Below are 17,021 nucleotides of genomic sequence, written 5' to 3'. Positions count from 1 at the left end.
TGGCCGGATCAGTCCGGCAGGGGCGTGAGCAGCATGCGGCCCACCAGGCCGACCGCTCCGTCCAGGCGCTCCCTGAACTCCTCGGCGACGGAGGGCAGTTCATCCAGGGCCCGCATGGTCAGGGCCGTCGCCCATGCGCTGTCCCTGGCCCGCTCCAGGCTCCAGGAACCAAGCAGGTGGGTGAGCGGGTCGGCGATCTGGAAAAGGTCGGGGCCCGGCATCAGCTCTTCGCGGATGCTCTCCTCCAGCGATACGAGGATGTCGCCCACACGGTCGAACTCGTCCTCCAGGTCCGCCGGTTCGCAGCCGAGCGTACGGCAGGCGTCCATGACGGCCAGTGGAAGGTCGTGCCCGATGTGCGCGTTGATGCCCGCGAGGGCGAACTGCAGAGGACGTACACCGGGATGGCGCCGGAGCTGGAACAGCGGGCGCCAGCAGGCGGGCGGCCTGCGGTCGGCGGCCACCGCGTCGACGGCCCGCAGATAGCGTTCGGCGAACAGGACGTCCAGCGTGATCGCGGCTCCCGTGTCCGGAAAATGGCCGCTGTCGACGTGCCTGCCGACCTCTTCGGTGACCGACAGATAGACCCGGTTGAAGACCCCGACCCCGTCACCCGAGGGGAATCCCGCGCCCAGCGCGCGCATCCGCGTCACCACGCCGTCAACCCCGTGTGCCGGGCCTGTGAACTCCGCGAACCGCTCCAACTGCGCCATGGTGGCAGGGTCCCAGTCCTAGGCTGACCCGAGTGCCACCGCACCGGCCGCTTCCCCAGAACGAGGGAACGCCGACCGTGTGTGCCCCTGGGGAGGGGAGCCGGCACGCCGTGTCAGGGGGACACGGGGGAGGGGGAGGAACCGTACTGTGTCAGGCGACCGCGCACGACATCGCGCCGGACGACGGGCCCGACGACGAGCCGGACAGGGGGCCGGACGACGCGCCGGACGGAGGCGCGCCGCCCGCCGCGGGGTCATGGTCGCCGCGGCCTCGGTCGTGGCCGCCGTCGGCACCGTCACCGGAATGGTGTCCGCCCTGGACGAGGGCGGCGGCAAGGAGCAGGCGCGCCCGAAGGTGACGAAGTCGCCGACGCTCGAACCGCTGCCCGCGGTGCCGACGCCGTCCGCGTCGGAGACATCGGCGAAGCCGTCCCCGGCGAAGTCCTCCGCGGCCCCGAAGCCGAAACCGAAGCCGTCGACGCAGCGCCCGAAGAAGCCGAGCACCGCCGCGCCGAAGGCCAACTCCCTTTACCGTCACGGCGATTCCCAGGTCCTTGACTGGGTCAGGGCGAACCGCGGCGACCCGCGCAGGCCGCTCATCGAGTCACGGATCGCCGACCGCCCCGCCGCCGTCTGGTTCGCGGAGTACGCGCCGGGGACCATCACCTCACGGGTGCGCGCGGTGACGTCGAACGCCGGGAGCAGGGTGCCCGTCGTCGTGCCGTACGCGATACCGGACCGCGACTGCGGGGGCGCGTCGCAGGGCGGGGCGCCGGACCTCGCCGCGTACGAGGCGTGGATCGGGAAGTTCGCCGCGGGCCTCGGCTCCGGCGAGGTCATCGTCATCCTCGAACCGGACGCGATCGCGCTCTCCGAGTGCCTCTCGGCCAAGGAGCGCACCGCACGCTTCGCCTCGCTCGCCCGCGCGGGCCGCACCCTGAAGGACGCCAACCCCAAGGCCAGGGTCTATTACGACGCAGGGCACTCCGGCTGGAACGCCGCGGTCAAGCAGGCCGGTCGGCTGCGTGCGGCGGGCGCGGCCTCGCCCGCGTCGTCCGACGGCGTCTTCACGAACGTCTCGAATTTCCACCGCACCGACGACGAAGCCGCCTACGCCCGCAAGGTCCTGTCCGCACTCGGCGGCCCGGCGGGCCTCGGCGCCGTCATCGACACGAGCCGCAACGGAAACGGCGCCCCGGCCGACGGTGAGTGGTGCGACCCGGCGGGCCGGGGGCTCGGGCAGAGCCCGACGCTGCGCACCGGCCAGGCCCGCGTCGACGCCTATCTGTGGATCAAACTGCCGGGCGAGTCCGACGGCTGCAAGGGCGCGCCCGGGACGTTCACGCCCGGCTACGCCTACGACTTGGCGCGCGGCTGAGCGCTCGCTTCCGGGCCGTCCTCGCCCTCGTCGTACGTGGACGTGCCCGAATCCAGCAGCGGTTCCTGCGTCTTGAGGTGCGGCGGGGCGAAGGCGCGCAGGACGTGGTAGCCGGTGATGACGACGATCGTGCCGAGCGCGATGCCGCTCAGCTCGAAATTGTCGGTGATCTTCAGAGAGACGCCGCCGACGCCGATGATGATGCCCGCCGCGGCCGGGACGAGGTTCAGCGGATTGCGCAGATCCACCTTGGCGTTGATCCAGATCTGGGCGCCGAGCAGGCCGATCATGCCGTAGAGGATGACGGTGATGCCGCCGAGGACGCCGCCGGGGATGGCCGCCACGACCGCGCCGAACTTGGGGCAGAGGCCGAAGAGCAGGGCGAAGCACGCGGCGGCCCAGTACGCGGCCGTGGAGTAGACGCGGGTCGCGGCCATCACGCCGATGTTCTCGGAGTACGTCGTGTTGGGCGGGCCGCCCACCGCCGTGGACAGCATGGAGGCGGCGCCGTCGGCGGAGATCGCGGTGCCGAGCTTGTCGTCCAGGGAGTCGCCGGTCATCTCCCCGACCGCCTTGACGTGCCCGGCGTTCTCGGCGACCAGCGCGATGACGACGGGCAGCGCGACGAGGATCGCCGACCACTCGAAGCTGGGCGCGTGGAAGGACGGCAGGCCGATCCAGTCGGCGTTGCCGACGGCGGAGAGGTCAAGGCGCCAGTGGTCGACCACCTTGCCCGAGCCGTCCGCCGAGTGGATCTTGCCGAAGGTCAGGTCGAGGACCCAGGACAGGGCGTACCCGAAGATCAGGCCGAGGAAGATCGCGACGCGTGACCAGAATCCGCGCAGGCACACCACGGCCAAACCGGTGAACAGCATCACCAGGAGCGCCGTCCACTGGTCCTGCGGCCAGTACGTGGAGGCGGTGACCGGCGCCAGGTTGAAGCCGATCAGCATGACGACGGCGCCGGTGACGATCGGCGGCATAGCGGCGTGGATGATCCGCGCCCCGAACTTCTGGACGGCGAGGCCCACCAGGAAGAGCGCGGCGCCGACCACGAAGACCGCGCCCGTCACGGTCGCCGATGAGCCGCCCTGCGCGCGGATGACCGCGGCCACGCCCACGAAGGAGAGCGAACAGCCCAGGTAGCTGGGCACCCGGCCGCGCGTGGCGAGCAGGAAGATGACCGTCGCTACGCCCGACATCATGATCGCGAGGTTCGGGTCGAGGCCCATCAGGACGGGCGCCACGAAGGACGCGCCGAACATGGCGACCACGTGCTGGGCGCCGAGCCCGAAGGTGCGCGGCCACGAGAGCCGCTCGTCGGGACGGACGACGGCTCCGGGCGCGGGGGTGCGCCCGTCGCCGTGCAGTCTCCAGCGCACGCCGAGATCCATGGTTCTGTTCCGCCTTCTGTGCGCCCGACTTTGTCAAGACCTGAATGAGTCAGCGCAATGTTAATCCGGCATAAGTTCCATGGTTTCTCACGGGATGTTCGCGGGAGCGACCGGAGTGGCCTCGCGGCCGCCCGTACGCAGGACCCCCGCGAACACCGCGAGTCCGCAGGCGAGCACCGTCACCAGGCCGAAGGAGACCACGAGGCTCGTCGCGTCGGCGAGCGTGCCGATCGCGGACGGGGCGATCAGGCCCGATGTGTACGTGATCGTGGCGACGCCCGCGATGGCCTGGCTCGGGTTGGGGCCGCTGCGTCCTGCCGCTGCGAACGCGAGCGGCACCACGACCGCGATGCCGAGTCCGAGCAGCGCGAACCCGCCCATGGCGACCGCCGGATGCGGCGCCACCACCACGAGCAGGCCGCCGAGCGCCGCGACCACGCCGCCGACGCGCACCGTGCGGACCGCCCCGAAGCGGTCCACCACCGCGTCGCCCGCGAGCCGCGCGATCGCCATGGTGAGCGTGAAACCGGTCGTGGACGCGGCGGCGACACCGGCCGAGCTGTCCAGGACGTCCCGCAGATAGACCGCCGACCAGTCGAGGCTCGCGCCCTCCGCGAAGACCGCGCAGAAGCCGACCGCCCCGATCAGGAGCGCCGACTTGGGCGGCAGCGAGAAGCGCGGCGGCGCCGACTCCTCGGGTGCCGCCTGGAGATCGAGCACGCCCCGGCAGGCGACGAGGCCGATCACGGTGAGGGCCACGGCGGCGAGCGCGTGGTGAAGGCGGGCGTCCGAGCCCAGGTGCGCGGCGACGGTGCCGGCCGCGGAGCCGATCAGGGCGCCGACGCTCCACATGCCGTGCAGTCCCGACATGATCGACTTCTTCATCCGGGTCTCGACCTCGACGCCGAGGGCGTTCATCGCCACGTCCGACATGCCCGCCGTCGCGCCGTACACGAACAGGGCGAAGCAGAGCGTCAGGAGGTTCGGCGCGAGCGAGGGCAGGATCAGCGACATCGTCCACAGGGCGAGAAGGCCGCGCAGCGCCGTCCTGGCGCCGAAGCGGTGGCTGACCCAGCCGGCGAGCGGCATCGCCACGGAGGCGCCGATCGCGGGGAAGGCGAGGGCGAGGCCGAGGAGTCCGGCGCTGAGGCCGGCGTGCTCCTGGATCCAGGGCACGCGGGTCGCGAAGGAGCCGGTGACGGCGCCGTGCACACAGAAGACGGCGGCCACGGCGTACCGCGCCCGCTTCAACTGACGTACGTCGTAGGTCACTTCACTCATCGATGCTCCGCCCCTCCCGAGGTGCCGCCCCGCTACGGCGACGTAAACTATCAGGAACCCTGCCTGATAAATAGCAGCTTTATGGAAGGATCCCCGGCATGCCCGCATCACCGAGCACCGCCCGGGCCATCAACGACCGGCTCGCCCTGGGGCTCCTGCAGCGCGAAGGACCGCTGACGGCCAACCAGTTGAAGCAGCTGACCGGCCTCTCGCGGCCCTCGGTCGCCGACCTGGTCGAGCGCCTCCAGGGCTCCGGCCTGATCGCGGTCGTGGGGGAGGCGGGTGCCCAGCGCCGCGGCCCCAATGCCCGGCTGTACGGGATCGTCGCCGACCGGGCGCACCTCGCCGCCCTCGACGTACGCACCGGGGGCGTCTCCGTGGTCGTCACGGATCTGCTCGGCGCGGTGCTCTCCGAGGCCTCCGCGCCCATCGGAGCCGACACCGGCACCGGGCCCGCCGTCGAGCGGGCCGTCGCCCTCGTGGAGCGCACCGCCCGGGACGGCGGCGTCGAGCGGCTGCACACCGTGGCGATCGGCGCCCCCGGCCTCATCGACCCCGCCACCGGCGAACTGCGCGACACCACCTCGCTCCCCGCCTGGCACCGCCGTCTCGCCGGAGCCCTCCAGGAGCGGCTCCCGGCCCGCGTCCTCGTGGAGAACGAGACCAACCTCGCCGCCCGCGCCGAACAGCGCGACGGCGCCGCCCACGACCGCGACACGTTCGTCCTCCTCTGGCTCGGCGAAGGCGTCGGCGCCGCCGTCGTGCTCGACGGAAGCCTGCGCCGCGGAGCGTCCGGCGGCACCGGGGAGATCGGCTTCCTTCCGGTGCCCGGCACGCACATGCTGCCCTCCGCCACCGGCTGCGAGGGCGGCTTCCACTCGCTGGCCTGCGCCGCCGCACTCCGCGAACTCGGCGCGGAGCACGGCCTCGCGGCAGCGGCCGGGGACGAGGCCGCGGACCTCGTACGGCACGCCGTCGAAACCGGCAACGACGCCTTCCTCGACGCCGCCGCCGACCGCGTCGCCATCGGCGCTGCCGCCATGGCCGCGATCCTCGACCCCGGCTGCGTCGTCCTCGGCGGTGAGATCGGCCGTGCGGGCGGCGACGCCCTCGCCACCCGTGTGGCCGACCGCGTCGCCGCCATGTCACCGCTGCGCACCGAGGTGCGCGCGAGCGCGCTCGGCGGCTCGGCGGTGCTGCGGGGCGCGCTGCTCGCCGCCAGGGACGCGGCGCAGGACGAGGTGTTCGGGCCGCGACACTGACCCGCGACCGGCCTCGCGCAAGCCCGGCCGACCGTCACCGCCGGTCAGAGCCCTGTTACGCGCTGCTGTGAGCCAGGCCACAGGGATTCGCCCGTATGGGCGTCGATCAGGCGTGGCACACTGGCCTCGTACCAAAAGCAGCGCACTCCGGGGTCGGTGTAATTCCGAACCGGCGGTTACAGTCCGCGACCCGGTCGCCTCCAGCGGCCGGTTGACCAGGTGAAATTCCTGGACCGACGGTGAAAGTCCGGATGGGAGGCAGTGCGCGGCGGGCGGGCATTCGTGCGCGTCGCCGAGTGGCTTGTTTTTGGGATACCCGTCCATGCGGGTTTCCCGGGGAGAGGTCTCGTTTCCGGCGTCGCTCCCGGCGCCGCAGTCCGTACATTCTGTCGTCATCGACAGGCCCCGGAGTCCGTGCCCCTTGAGGCAGGAGGACCCGGTGGCCACCGCACACGCAGCAGCAGCGAACGAGCACGAGCTCGCCGCCATGCGCCGTGCCATCATGCTCGCCGCCCTCGGGCTCGGCTCCACCAGCCCGAACCCGGTCGTCGGATGCGTGATCGTCAACGCCTCCGGAGAGACCCTCGGCGAGGGCTACCACCAGCGCGCCGGCGGCCCGCACGCCGAGGTCCACGCCCTGCGCGCGGCCGGCGAACAGGCCCGCGGCGCCACCGCCCTGGTCACCCTCGAACCCTGCAACCACACCGGACGCACCGGCCCCTGCGCCCAGGCGCTCATCGACGCCGGGATCGCCCGCGTCGTCTACGCGGTCGGCGACCCGAACCCCTCCGCGACCGGGGGCGCGCAGCGACTGCGTACCGCCGGAGTCGACGTGCGCGCGGGCCTGTTGGAGGACGAGGCCGCCGCGGTCAACGCCGCCTGGCTGACCTCCGTACGGCTCGGCCGCCCCCACGTCACCTGGAAGTACGCCGCGACGCTCGACGGCCGCATCGCCGCCGCCGACGGCAGCAGCCGCTGGATCACCTCCGCCGGGGCCCGCGCCGACGTCCACCGGCTGCGCGCCGAGTGCGACGCGGTGGTCGTCGGCTCCGGCACCCAGCGCGCCGACGACCCGCACCTCGCCGTGCGGGGCATCGAAGGCGCCGTACAGCCCCTGCGCGTCGTCGTCGACACGAACGGCACCGCGGTGGCACCCGGCGCCCGCGTCCTGGACGACGCGGCACCCACCCTCATCGCCGTCGCCGACAACGTGACCACGCAAGGGGAGGCCGAGACGGTCCGAATCCCGCGCGCGGACGGTGGGTTGGACATCCGGGCCCTCCTCGACGAGCTGCACGCGCGCGGGGTGCGTTCCGTCCTCCTCGAAGGCGGGCCGACGCTATCCGGAGCCTTCGTCGCCGCGGGCGCCGTCGACCGCGTCGTCGCCTACCTCGCCCCCGTCCTGCTCGGCGCGGGCCCCGCAGCCCTCACCGGCGGCGGAATCACGACCGTCACCGATGCGTTGCGGCTCGACGTGAGCGAGACCGTCCGCATCGGCCCTGATCTGCGCGTCACCGCGACCCCTGTAGCCCTCGTAGCGAAGGAGCACTGAAGTGTTCACCGGAATCGTCGAAGAGCTGGGCGAGATCACCGCCGTCGAGAACCTGGACGACGCATCCCGCTTCCGCGTCCGTGGCCCCGTCGTCACCGACGGCGCGAAGCACGGCGACTCCATCGCGGTCAACGGCGTATGTCTGACGGTCGTGGAGCACGAGGGCGACGAGTTCACCGCCGACGTGATGGCCGAGACCCTCAACCGCTCCAGCCTCGGCGCGCTCGCGGCGGGATCGCGGGTCAACCTGGAGCGGCCCACCGCCGTGGGCGACCGCCTCGGCGGCCACATCGTGCAGGGACACGTCGACGGCACGGGCGAGATCGTCGAGCGCAAGCCTTCCGAGAACTGGGAGATCGTCAAGATCTCGCTCCCCGCGGACCTCTCCCGCTACGTCGTGGAGAAGGGCTCCATCACCGTCGACGGCGTCAGCCTGACGGTCGTCGACGCCGGGATCGACTACTTCACCATCAGCCTCATCCCCACCACCCTCGCCCTGACCACGCTCGGCATCAAGCAGCCCGGCGACCCGGTCAACCTCGAGGTGGACGTCATCGCGAAGTACGTCGAGCGGATGCTCGGCGACCGCGTCCGCACCGAAAGTGCCGCCGCTCCCGCTCAGGAGGCCACCAAGTGAACTGGCTCAACTCCGAAGCCTTCACGGCCTTCGGGCAGCACGTGATCTGGTCCGACATGGTGGGCAACACCATCGGCCTGATCGCCCTCGCGCTCGGCTGGCGGCGCTCCATATGGACCTGGCCGGCCCAGTTCCTCTCCGGCGTCATCCTCGTCGGCGCCTACGCGTCCGCCCACCTCTCCGGCGGCGTCGGCAAGCAGCTGCTCGTCATCGGCGTCGCCCTGTGGGGCTGGCGCCTGTGGAGAGACGGAAAGCAGCAGGCGCAGGACGGCTCCATCGCCGTCCGGTTCGCGACGTGGAAGGAGCGCGGGGTGCTCATCGGCGGCACGGCCGTCGGCACCCTCGCGGTCGGCGCCCTGTTCTCCGCCGTCCCCGACCTGTCCTGGAACCCCTGGCCCGACGCCTACATCTTCGTCGGCACGCTCGCCGCGATGGTCGCCCAGGCCCGCGGCCTGGTCGAGTTCTGGTTCGCCTGGCTGCTTGTCGACGTGGTCGGGGTACCGCTCGCGTTCAGCAGTGGCCTGGCCTTCTCCGGCCTCGTGTACGTCATCTACCTCGCGCTCGTCCTGTGGGGCATGCGCGACTGGTGGCTGCGGTCGCGCTCTGCGTCCTCGCAGGCCTCGCAGCCCGTCATGGAAGGAGCCCCGGCATGACTGCGGCACCTGTTTGGTACAGCACGGGTCACGAAGAGGACGCCTCGGACCTCGCCCTTGACCCCGTCGAGGCGGCCATCCGCGACATCGCCGCCGGGCGGCCCGTCGTGGTCGTCGACGACGAGGACCGCGAGAACGAGGGCGACCTCGTCATCGCGGCCGAGAAGGCCACGCCCGAGATCATCGCCTTCATGATGAGCGAGTGCCGCGGCCTGATCTGCGCGCCCATGGAGGGCGACGAGCTGGACCGCCTCCAGCTCCCGCAGATGGTCGAGAACAACACCGAGTCGATGCGGACGGCCTTCACCGTCTCCGTCGACGCGAGCGGCGCGCACGGCGTCACCACCGGCATCTCGGCCGCCGACCGCGCCATCACGCTCCAGATGCTCGCCGCGGGCACGTACGAGCCCACCGACTTCGTGCGGCCGGGCCACATCTTCCCGCTGCGCGCCAAGTCCGGTGGCGTCCTGGTCCGCAACGGCCACACCGAGGCCGCGGTCGACCTGGCCCGCCTCGCGGGCCTGCGCCCGGCCGGCGCGATCGTCGAGATCGCGGGCGAGGACGGCACGATGCTCCGCCTGCCGGAGCTGATCCCGTTCGCCCGCAAGCACGGCCTGACGATCATCTCCATCGAGGACCTGATCGCCTACCGCAGCAGCTCCGAGCCCACGGTCCGCCGCGAGGCCGAGGTCCGCCTGCCCACCGCCTTCGGCGACTTCACGGCGTACGGCTACCGCTCCACCGTCGACGGCGTCGAGCACGTCGCCCTCGTCCACGGCGAGGTCGGCGAGGGCGACGACGTCCTCGTCCGCATCCACTCCGAGTGTCTGACCGGCGACGTCTTCCACTCCCTTCGCTGCGACTGCGGCCCCCAGCTTGAGGCGTCCATGCGGCGCATCACGGACGAGGGACGCGGCATCGTGGTCTACCTCCGCGGCCACGAAGGGCGCGGCATCGGCCTGCTCTCCAAGCTGCGCGCCTACGAACTCCAGGAGCGCGGCAGCGACACCCTGGACGCCAACCTGGAACTCGGCCTGCCCGCCGACGCCAGGGACTACGGCGCGGGCGCGCGGATCCTGGACGACCTCGGCGTCCGCAGCGTGCGCCTGATGACGAACAACCCCGACAAGACCGACGCGGTGATCCGGCACGGCCTGAAGGTCACCGGACGCGAGCCCATGGCGGTCCAGGCGGGCGAGCACAACCTCCGCTACCTGCGCACCAAGCGGGACCGGATGGGGCACGACCTGCCCTGGCTTGACACCACCCCCGAGGTGTCCGCCTGCGGCAATCAGTAAGCAACGTACGAAGAACTTTCGAGAACGTACAAAGAACTTTCGAGCGACCAGGAGAAGCGCGTGAGCGGCAAGGGTGCACCCGAACTGAGCGTGAAGAACTGCGGAGACCTGCGGGTCGCGGTGATCGCCGCCCAGTGGCACGAGAAGGTCATGGACGGCCTCGTCGACGGCGCGCTGCGCGCCCTGCACGAACTCGGCATCGACGAGCCGACCGTCCTGCGCGTCCCCGGGAGCTTCGAGCTGCCGGTCGTCGCAAAGGTACTCGCGGGCCGTGGCTACGACGCGATCGTGGCCCTCGGCGTCGTCATCCGCGGCGGAACCCCGCACTTCGAGTACGTGTGCCAGGGCGTCACCCAGGGCCTTACCCAGGTCAGCATCGACACCGGAGTGCCCGTCGGCTTCGGCGTCCTCACCTGCGACACCGAGGAGCAGGCCCTGGACAGGGCGGGCATCGAGGGCTCGCGCGAGGACAAGGGGCACGAAGCGGTCACCGCGGCCGTCGCCACCGCGACCACGCTGCGTACGATCTCCGAACCCTGGCGGTGAGCGGGGTCGAGGAGCCGCGTAAAGTAAGCGACATCATGTCCAAGAAGACTTTCGAGGAGCTCTTCGCCGAGCTCCAGCACAAGGCCGCCAACGGCGACCCCGCCACGTCGCGCACCGCCGAGCTGGTGGACAAGGGCGTCCATGCCATCGGCAAGAAGGTCGTCGAGGAGGCCGCCGAAGTCTGGATGGCCGCCGAGCACGAGGGCAAGGAAGCCGCGGCCGAGGAGATCTCCCAGCTCCTCTACCACGTGCAGGTGATGATGGTCGCCCGCGGAATCTCCCTCGACGACGTGTACGCCCACCTCTGAGCCGTACGCCCCACCGCCTCCAACTCCCCTCAACGCAAAGGAATCCGTCCTCATGCTGCGCATCGCCGTCCCCAACAAGGGTTCACTGTCCGGACCTGCGTCGGCGATGCTCCATGAGGCCGGATACCAGCAGCGCAAGGAGTCCAAGGAGCTCGTCCTCGTCGACCCGGACAACGAAGTCGAGTTCTTCTACCTCCGGCCCAAGGACATCGCGATCTATGTCTCGGCCGGCAAGCTCGACATCGGCATCACCGGTCAGGACCTCCTGATCGACTCCGGCGCGAACGCCGAGACGATCCTGCCGCTCGGCTTCGCACGCTCCACCTTCCGCTTCGCCGCGAAGCCGGGCACGGCGAGCACCATCGCGGATCTCGCGGGCAAGACCGTCGCGACCTCGTACGAGGGCATCGTCGCCAAGCACCTCGCCGACAGCGGCATCGACGCCTCCGTCGTCCACCTGGACGGCGCCGTCGAGACCGCCATCGAGCTGGGTGTCGCCCAGGTCATCGCGGACGTCGTGGAGACCGGCACCTCGCTGCGCAACGCGGGCCTCGAAGTGTTCGGCGAGCCGATCATGAAGTCCGAGGCGGTCGTCATCCGGCGTACCGGCGCCGAGACCGACGACCCCAAGGTCGAGCAGTTCCTGCGCCGCCTGCAGGGCGTCCTGGTCGCCCGCGCCTACGTGATGATGGACTACGACTGCCGGGCCGAGCACCTGGAGCAGGCCGTCGCCCTCACCCCGGGCCTGGAGTCGCCGACCATCTCGCCCCTCCACAACGAGGGCTGGGTCGCCGTCCGCTCCATGGTCCCGGCCAAGGAGGCCCAGCGGATCATGGACGACCTGTACGCCATCGGGGCGCGGGCCATCCTGACCACGGCCATCCACGCCTGCCGCCTCTGAACCGGCAGGAGAATCCGCCTCATGTCTGAGCTCCCCGCCCTGCCCGTCACCTTCCGGCCGAAGCGGACCCGGGCCGTCCTGCTCACCGCGGGCGCCACGATCTTCGTGGTCCTCACGGTGATCTCCCTGCTCATCCCGGGCCTCAGCTCGGGGGAGCGGCTCAGCTTCATCTTCACCGGCGCGCTGCTCTTCGGTGTGCTCATGCTCCTGAGCAGGCCCAAGGTGGTCGCCGACGAGTCCGGCGTGACCGTCGTCAACATCGCCACCAGCAGGCACCTGGCCTGGGCCGAGATCGTTCAGGTCAACCTGCGCCCCGGCGACCCGTGGGTGTTCCTCAACCTCAGCGACGGCACCAGCCTTCCGGCCATGGGCATCCAGCCGGGCATCGCCAAGCAGCGGGCCATCAGCGACGCCCGCGCGCTGCGTGCCCTCGCCGACGCCCGCACCCCGCAGGGCTGACGCTTCGGGCCGGGTCTTGATTAATCTGGTGGCGGGGCACGCATGGTGTGCCGCCCCGCCCCTGTCGGGCCCGCCCGGTCCACAGGGGCTCCTGCTACCCGAGGAGTGACTCCCTCCGGCGATGGACGGTTCGTCCTGTAGTACATGCGCCGCCCCCTCCCGACATACCGGGACAGGTCAGACCAGGGAGGCGGCGGCATGACGACTTCCCTGCTGCTTCTCGGGGCGGCATTCCTGCTGATTCTCGCCAACGGCTTCTTCGTGGCCGCCGAGTTCGGGCTCGTCACCGTGGAGCGCCCGGACGCCGAGAAGGCCGCAGCCGAAGGCGACCGACGGGCCCGTACGGTCGTCGATGCCCTCAAGGAGCTGTCCTTCCAGCTCTCCGGCACCCAGCTCGGCATCACCATCACCTCGCTCGTGGTCGGCATGCTCGCCGAACCCGCCCTCGCGCATCTGCTCGCGGGCCCGTTCACGGCGACCGGCCTTCCGGAAGGCGCCGTACCGGGCGTCTCCGTAGTCGTCGGGATGCTTCTGGCGTCCGCTGTGCAGATGGTGATCGGCGAGCTGGTCCCGAAGAACTGGGCGGTGTCCAAGCCGCTCCAGGTCGCACGGTTCGTCGCGGGCCCGCAGCATGTGTTCGCGAGCCTCTTCAGGCCCGTGATCTCCCTCTTGAACGCCACGGCCAACCGGCTCGTACGGCTCCTCGGCGTCGAGCCGGCCGAGGAGCTGGCGTCGGCCCGTACCCCCGGCGAACTGGTCTCCCTCGCCCGGCACTCGGCGCAGGCAGGCACCCTCGAACAGGACACCGCGGACCTGTTCGTGCGCACGCTCTCCCTCGGCGAGCTGACTGCGCAGCACGTCATGACCCCGCGCGTGAAGGTCAGCGCGCTGCAGACGTCGGCCACCGCCGAGGACGTGGTGAACCTGACCCGCGCCACCGGGCTCTCGCGCTTCCCCGTGTACCGCGAGCGCATCGACGAGATCGTCGGCATGGTGCACCTCAAGGACGCCCTCGCGGTGCCGGCCCACGAGCGGCTGCGCGCACCCGTCGGCCGCATCGCGCAGGCGCCGCTCCTGGTCCCCGAGACGCTGCCCGTGCAGCAGCTCCTGGAGCAGCTGCGCAGCCAGCAGCCGATAGCCGTCGTCGTCGACGAGTACGGCGGCACGGCCGGTGTGGTCACCCTGGAGGACATCGTCGAGGAACTCGTCGGCGAGGTCCGCGACGAGCACGACCTCCTTGACCTGCCCGAGATCGCCGCGGCACCGGCCGAGGACGGGCGCCCCGCGTGGGACGCCGACGGCAGCTGCCGCGTCGACACCCTCCAGCGGATTGGACTCGACGTCCCCGAGGGGCCGTACGAGACCGTGGCGGGGCTCGTCGCCGATCTCCTCGGCCGCATCCCCGCCCCCGGCGACCGCGCCGAACTCCCGGGCTGGCGACTCGCGGTGCGCCAGGTGGACCACTACCGCGCCGCGCGGGTACGGCTCGTACGGACCGCGGCTGTCACGGAAGTCGTGGCTGTCGCAGAAGCCGCGGCTGTCACAGAAGCCATGAGCGTGGCGGAGGCCGCCCGATGAGCATGCTCCAACTCCTGTTCGCCCTGCTCCTCGTCCTCGCCAACGGCTTCTTCGTGGGGGCCGAGTTCGCGCTCGTCTCCGTGCGCCGCAGCCAGATCGAACCGCTGGACACCAAGCGGGCCCGCCAGGTCCTCTACGGCCTCGAACACCTGCCGCAGATGATGGCGGCCGCCCAATTCGGCATCACCGTGTGCTCGTTGACGCTCGGCGCGGTCGCCGAGCCCACCGTCGCGCATCTCCTGGAGCCCGTCTTCGAGGCGGCGCACATCCCCGAGGGGGCGATCCATCCGCTCGGGTACGCCATCGCGCTCGCCGTGGTCGTCTTCCTGCACCTCGTCGTCGGCGAGATGGTCCCGAAGAACCTCGCGATGGCCGCCCCCGAGAAGACCGCGCTCTGGTTCAGCCCCGGCCTCGTCGCCTTCGCCCGCCTCTGTCGCCCGGTCACGGTGGCGCTCGGGGCGTGCTCACGGCTCGTACTGAAGCTCTTCGGGGTCGAGCCCAAGGACGAGGTCGAGGCCGTCTTCACCAGCGAGCAGCTCAACCGCCTCGTCGGCGACTCGGGCCAGGCGGGGCTGCTCGACCCCGAGGAGCAGGAGCGCCTCGAGGACGCCCTGGAGCTTGGTTCGCGCCAGGTGACGGACGTCCTGCTCGACCGGGCCTCGCTGGTGACCGTGGGCGCCGGGGTCACCCCGGCCCAGGTCATCGAACTCACCGGGCGCACCGGCTACTCCCGTTTCCCGGTCTGCGCGGAGAACGGCGCCTTCATGGGCTACCTCCACGTCAAGGACGTACTCGATCTCACCGAGGGCGCGGACACGGACCGCGCGGTGCCGCAGCAGGTCTGGCGCCCGATGACGACGCTGCGCGCCGAACTCCCCCTGGACGACGCCCTGACGGTGATGCGCCGCGCCGCGACGCACCTGGCGCAGGTCGCCGACGCGTCGGGCAAGGTGCTCGGCCTGGTCGCCCTGGAGGACGTACTGGAGCTCCTGGTCGGCGAGGTCCGCGACCCGGCGCACCGCGTCGCGGTGCCCCGCAAGCCTCAGGAAGCCCGGGACGGCGCCCTGGTATGAGCGGGCGGGGCGGGGGCCTCAGATCCCCGGCGGGCTCTGCGGCCCCCGCCCCGAGAGCACCTCGCCGTACGCCTGCATCAGGTCAGGCAGCCGCAGTGTCGACAAGTCGTCGCGGCTCGGCGCGCCGGGATAGCCGGAGAGCCGCAGGTCGCGGTAGGCGCAGCTCTTCTCGTAGAGCGTGCGCAGGAAGCGGCCGTTGCCCAGTTCGTCGATCCACGCCTGGTCGACGACGTGCCCGCTGATGGAGCGCAGCTCGTCGAGCGCCTCCTCGTCCCACACATCGCCGTTGTCGGCCGCCAGGACCTCGCCGATGGACGTGAGCTCCAAGGGGCGGTACGAGGGGAAGTCCACGCGGGTCGTGAAGCGGGAGGAGAGCCCGGGGTTGGCGGCCAGGAGACGGTCCATGCCCTCGGGGTAGCCCGCGAGGATCACGACCAGGTGGTCGCGGTTGTCCTCGGCGCGCTTGAGCAGGACCTGGAGGGCTTCGTCGCCGTACGCGTCGCCCTTGCCGTAGCCCGAGTTGGAGAGGGAGTACGCCTCGTCCACGAAGAGGACGCCGCCGATCGCCGAGTCGATCAGTTCGTTGGCCTTCACGGCGGTCTGGCCCAGATACTCGCCGACCAGGTCGGCGCGCTGCGCCTCCACCAGATGGTCGCCGCCGAGCAGGCCGAGCGCGTAGAACGCACGCCCGAGAATGCGGGCCACGGTGGTCTTGCCGGTGCCCGAGGGTCCTGAGAAGACGAAGTGTCGTTTCGGCGGCTGTACGGGCAGCCCCTGCGCGGCCCGCAGGCGCGCCATGTTCAGCTGCGCCGAGAGGGCCTTGACCTGCCGCTTGACCGGTTCGAGGCCGACCATTCCCTCCAGTTCGGCGAGCGCGGCCTCCAGGAGGGCGGGGTCGGTGGGGCCCGGCGGCAGCTGCGACAGACCGGGCTGGATGGGGATCACGGCCTTCTCGCGCACCGAGTCGGTCTCGGCGGGGCCGCCGGTGGGCGGCAGTTCGGGCTCGGTGACCTTCAGATCGCGGCCCTCCGTGCCGAAGAGCGGATCGATCCCGTCGGGGCCGTCGATCACGTCCTGTCCGAAGCCGGTCAGGGCGATCGCCGCCAGGTCGGTGACCTCGTCGTACCCGTCGCCCTCGGAGATCGCCGCGAGCCGCGCGGAGGTGTCCATGAAGGAGGGATCCACCCGGTGCACCGCCCGGTAGAGCGGCAGGGCCGCGGCCGAGCGGCCGGTGCCCTCGTGCGCGCGTGCCAGCCAGTAGCGCAGCTCCTTGCGCTGCGGCTGCTCGCTGCGGCACCGCATCAGGGCCGCGGAGAGCAGCGGCTCCGCCTGGCCGTACATCTCCAGACGTACGCGGGCCATGCCTCCGAAGAGGCCCGCCTCGATGCCCAGCATCGCGTCGTCGATCAGCGAGTCCGTGTGCCGGACCAACTGCTCCCAGTCCTTGACCAGATAGGACCGGCAGGCGTGCAGGAACCGCACCTGCGGGTCCGCGTCGACCGGCGGCAGACCCGCCAACGCCCGGTCGAGCTCAGGGACATGGCGTCCGTCGAGCCAGTGCGAGGCGTGCGCGAGCAGCAGGTCGCGCGTGCTCTCCAGGACCGGTTGCACCCACCAGCCCAACCAGTACCAGGAGTTGAGCGTGCGCCCGTGCCGGGTGCGCTGTTCCCCGAACCTGTCCCGGTGCTGGAACATCCGAAGGAGTGCCGTCGTCGTGTCGATGCGCAGTGCGTGCAGCCCGAGCCAGCCGTCGGCCATCCCCGGATCGATGCGCACCGCGGCCCGGAACTCCTCCTCCGCCTGCGGATAGGCGCCCATCGTGTAGGCGTCGACGCCCCTCAGCCAGGCGAGGTCGGCCGGGGCGGGTGAGCCCACCGCGTCGAAGTCCATCACGTCCCCCACAAACCGTGCCCCCGTTTGTGTACCGCCGGACCGGTGCCCGTCGGCAACTTCGCTGAACCGCCGTGCTGCGGACGGACGTTGAGCCG

The 17,021-nt window shown here is 71.4% G+C and carries 16 protein-coding genes and 1 riboswitch; of the genes, 12 read left to right on the top strand and 4 right to left on the bottom strand.

Going from position 1 to position 17,021, the window contains the following annotated elements; translation table 11 throughout:
- Positions 1–8: 8 nt before the first annotated feature.
- On the bottom strand, positions 9–713 hold the full coding sequence (locus E5671_RS11450) for a DUF5995 family protein (RefSeq protein WP_160503739.1): 705 nt from the start codon (positions 711–713) through the stop codon (positions 9–11).
- Between the two features lie 256 nt (positions 714–969).
- Between E5671_RS11450 and E5671_RS11445 the strand changes: the two genes are divergently transcribed.
- A complete protein-coding gene (locus tag E5671_RS11445; RefSeq protein ID WP_160503738.1) occupies positions 970–2,091 on the top strand; it encodes a glycoside hydrolase family 6 protein in 1,122 nt (373 codons plus the stop codon).
- Here E5671_RS11445 and E5671_RS11440 read toward each other — a convergent pair.
- Both E5671_RS11440 and E5671_RS11435 read right to left on the bottom strand, forming a co-directional pair.
- Positions 2,070–3,485: a uracil-xanthine permease family protein gene (locus E5671_RS11440; protein WP_160503737.1), complete on the bottom strand. Its 1,416-nt coding sequence runs from the start codon at positions 3,483–3,485 to the stop codon at positions 2,070–2,072. The two genes, E5671_RS11445 and E5671_RS11440, sit on opposite strands and share 22 nt — an antisense overlap.
- Positions 3,486–3,572: 87 nt before the next feature.
- Complete coding sequence (locus E5671_RS11435) at positions 3,573–4,766, bottom strand: MFS transporter (protein ID WP_160503736.1); 1,194 nt, start codon at positions 4,764–4,766, stop codon at positions 3,573–3,575.
- A 98-nt stretch (positions 4,767–4,864) separates the two neighbouring features.
- On the opposite strand from E5671_RS11435, the gene E5671_RS11430 reads away from it, so the two are divergent.
- The 11 genes from E5671_RS11430 (at position 4,865) to E5671_RS11380 (ending at position 15,033) form a co-directional block, all read left to right on the top strand.
- The gene (locus E5671_RS11430; RefSeq protein ID WP_160503735.1) at positions 4,865–6,028 is read left to right on the top strand and encodes an ROK family transcriptional regulator; all 1,164 of its coding nucleotides are present in this window, start codon (positions 4,865–4,867) and stop codon (positions 6,026–6,028) included.
- Positions 6,029–6,166: 138 nt separating this feature from the next.
- Positions 6,167–6,297: riboswitch (FMN riboswitch) on the top strand.
- Between the two features lie 218 nt (positions 6,298–6,515).
- On the top strand, positions 6,516–7,580 hold the full coding sequence (gene ribD / locus E5671_RS11425) for a bifunctional diaminohydroxyphosphoribosylaminopyrimidine deaminase/5-amino-6-(5-phosphoribosylamino)uracil reductase RibD (protein ID WP_237330536.1): 1,065 nt from the start codon (positions 6,516–6,518) through the stop codon (positions 7,578–7,580).
- A gap of 1 nt (position 7,581) precedes the next feature.
- A complete protein-coding gene (locus E5671_RS11420; protein WP_160503733.1) occupies positions 7,582–8,217 on the top strand; it encodes a riboflavin synthase in 636 nt (211 codons plus the stop codon).
- 56 nt (positions 8,218–8,273) lie between these two features.
- Positions 8,274–8,870, top strand: a complete 597-nt coding sequence (locus E5671_RS11415; protein WP_160510126.1) for a nicotinamide mononucleotide transporter family protein — start codon at positions 8,274–8,276, stop codon at positions 8,868–8,870.
- The gene (locus E5671_RS11410) at positions 8,867–10,168 is read left to right on the top strand and encodes a bifunctional 3,4-dihydroxy-2-butanone-4-phosphate synthase/GTP cyclohydrolase II (RefSeq protein ID WP_160503732.1); all 1,302 of its coding nucleotides are present in this window, start codon (positions 8,867–8,869) and stop codon (positions 10,166–10,168) included. Before E5671_RS11415 ends, E5671_RS11410 begins: the two co-directional genes overlap by 4 nt.
- Positions 10,169–10,228: 60 nt before the next feature.
- Positions 10,229–10,714: a 6,7-dimethyl-8-ribityllumazine synthase gene (gene ribH, locus E5671_RS11405; RefSeq protein WP_160503731.1), complete on the top strand. Its 486-nt coding sequence runs from the start codon at positions 10,229–10,231 to the stop codon at positions 10,712–10,714.
- A gap of 35 nt (positions 10,715–10,749) precedes the next feature.
- Positions 10,750–11,022 (top strand): phosphoribosyl-ATP diphosphatase, encoded by a 273-nt coding sequence (locus tag E5671_RS11400; RefSeq protein ID WP_135330016.1) that lies wholly within the window; start codon positions 10,750–10,752, stop codon positions 11,020–11,022.
- 52 nt (positions 11,023–11,074) lie between these two features.
- A complete protein-coding gene (gene hisG, locus E5671_RS11395) occupies positions 11,075–11,923 on the top strand; it encodes an ATP phosphoribosyltransferase (protein WP_160503730.1) in 849 nt (282 codons plus the stop codon).
- Positions 11,924–11,944: 21 nt separating this feature from the next.
- Complete coding sequence (locus E5671_RS11390; RefSeq protein WP_160503729.1) at positions 11,945–12,382, top strand: PH domain-containing protein; 438 nt, start codon at positions 11,945–11,947, stop codon at positions 12,380–12,382.
- 198 nt (positions 12,383–12,580) lie between these two features.
- A complete protein-coding gene (locus tag E5671_RS11385) occupies positions 12,581–13,960 on the top strand; it encodes a hemolysin family protein (protein WP_160503728.1) in 1,380 nt (459 codons plus the stop codon).
- Entirely contained in the window at positions 13,957–15,033 is a 1,077-nt protein-coding gene (locus tag E5671_RS11380; protein ID WP_160503727.1) for a hemolysin family protein, read from the top strand. The genes E5671_RS11385 and E5671_RS11380 overlap by 4 nt, the downstream gene beginning before the upstream one ends.
- 18 nt (positions 15,034–15,051) lie before the next feature.
- Here the strand turns inward: E5671_RS11380 and E5671_RS11375 are convergent, their stop codons facing one another.
- A complete protein-coding gene (locus tag E5671_RS11375) occupies positions 15,052–16,923 on the bottom strand; it encodes an AAA family ATPase (RefSeq protein WP_160503726.1) in 1,872 nt (623 codons plus the stop codon).
- Positions 16,924–17,021: the final 98 nt, after the last annotated feature.

The sequence above is a fragment of the Streptomyces sp. BA2 genome, from assembly GCF_009769735.1.
In the GTDB taxonomy this organism is placed as follows: Bacteria; Actinomycetota; Actinomycetes; order Streptomycetales; family Streptomycetaceae; genus Streptomyces.
The sequence above is the reverse complement of the archived record's forward strand: the minus strand, read 5'-3'. Positions and strand labels throughout refer to the sequence as shown.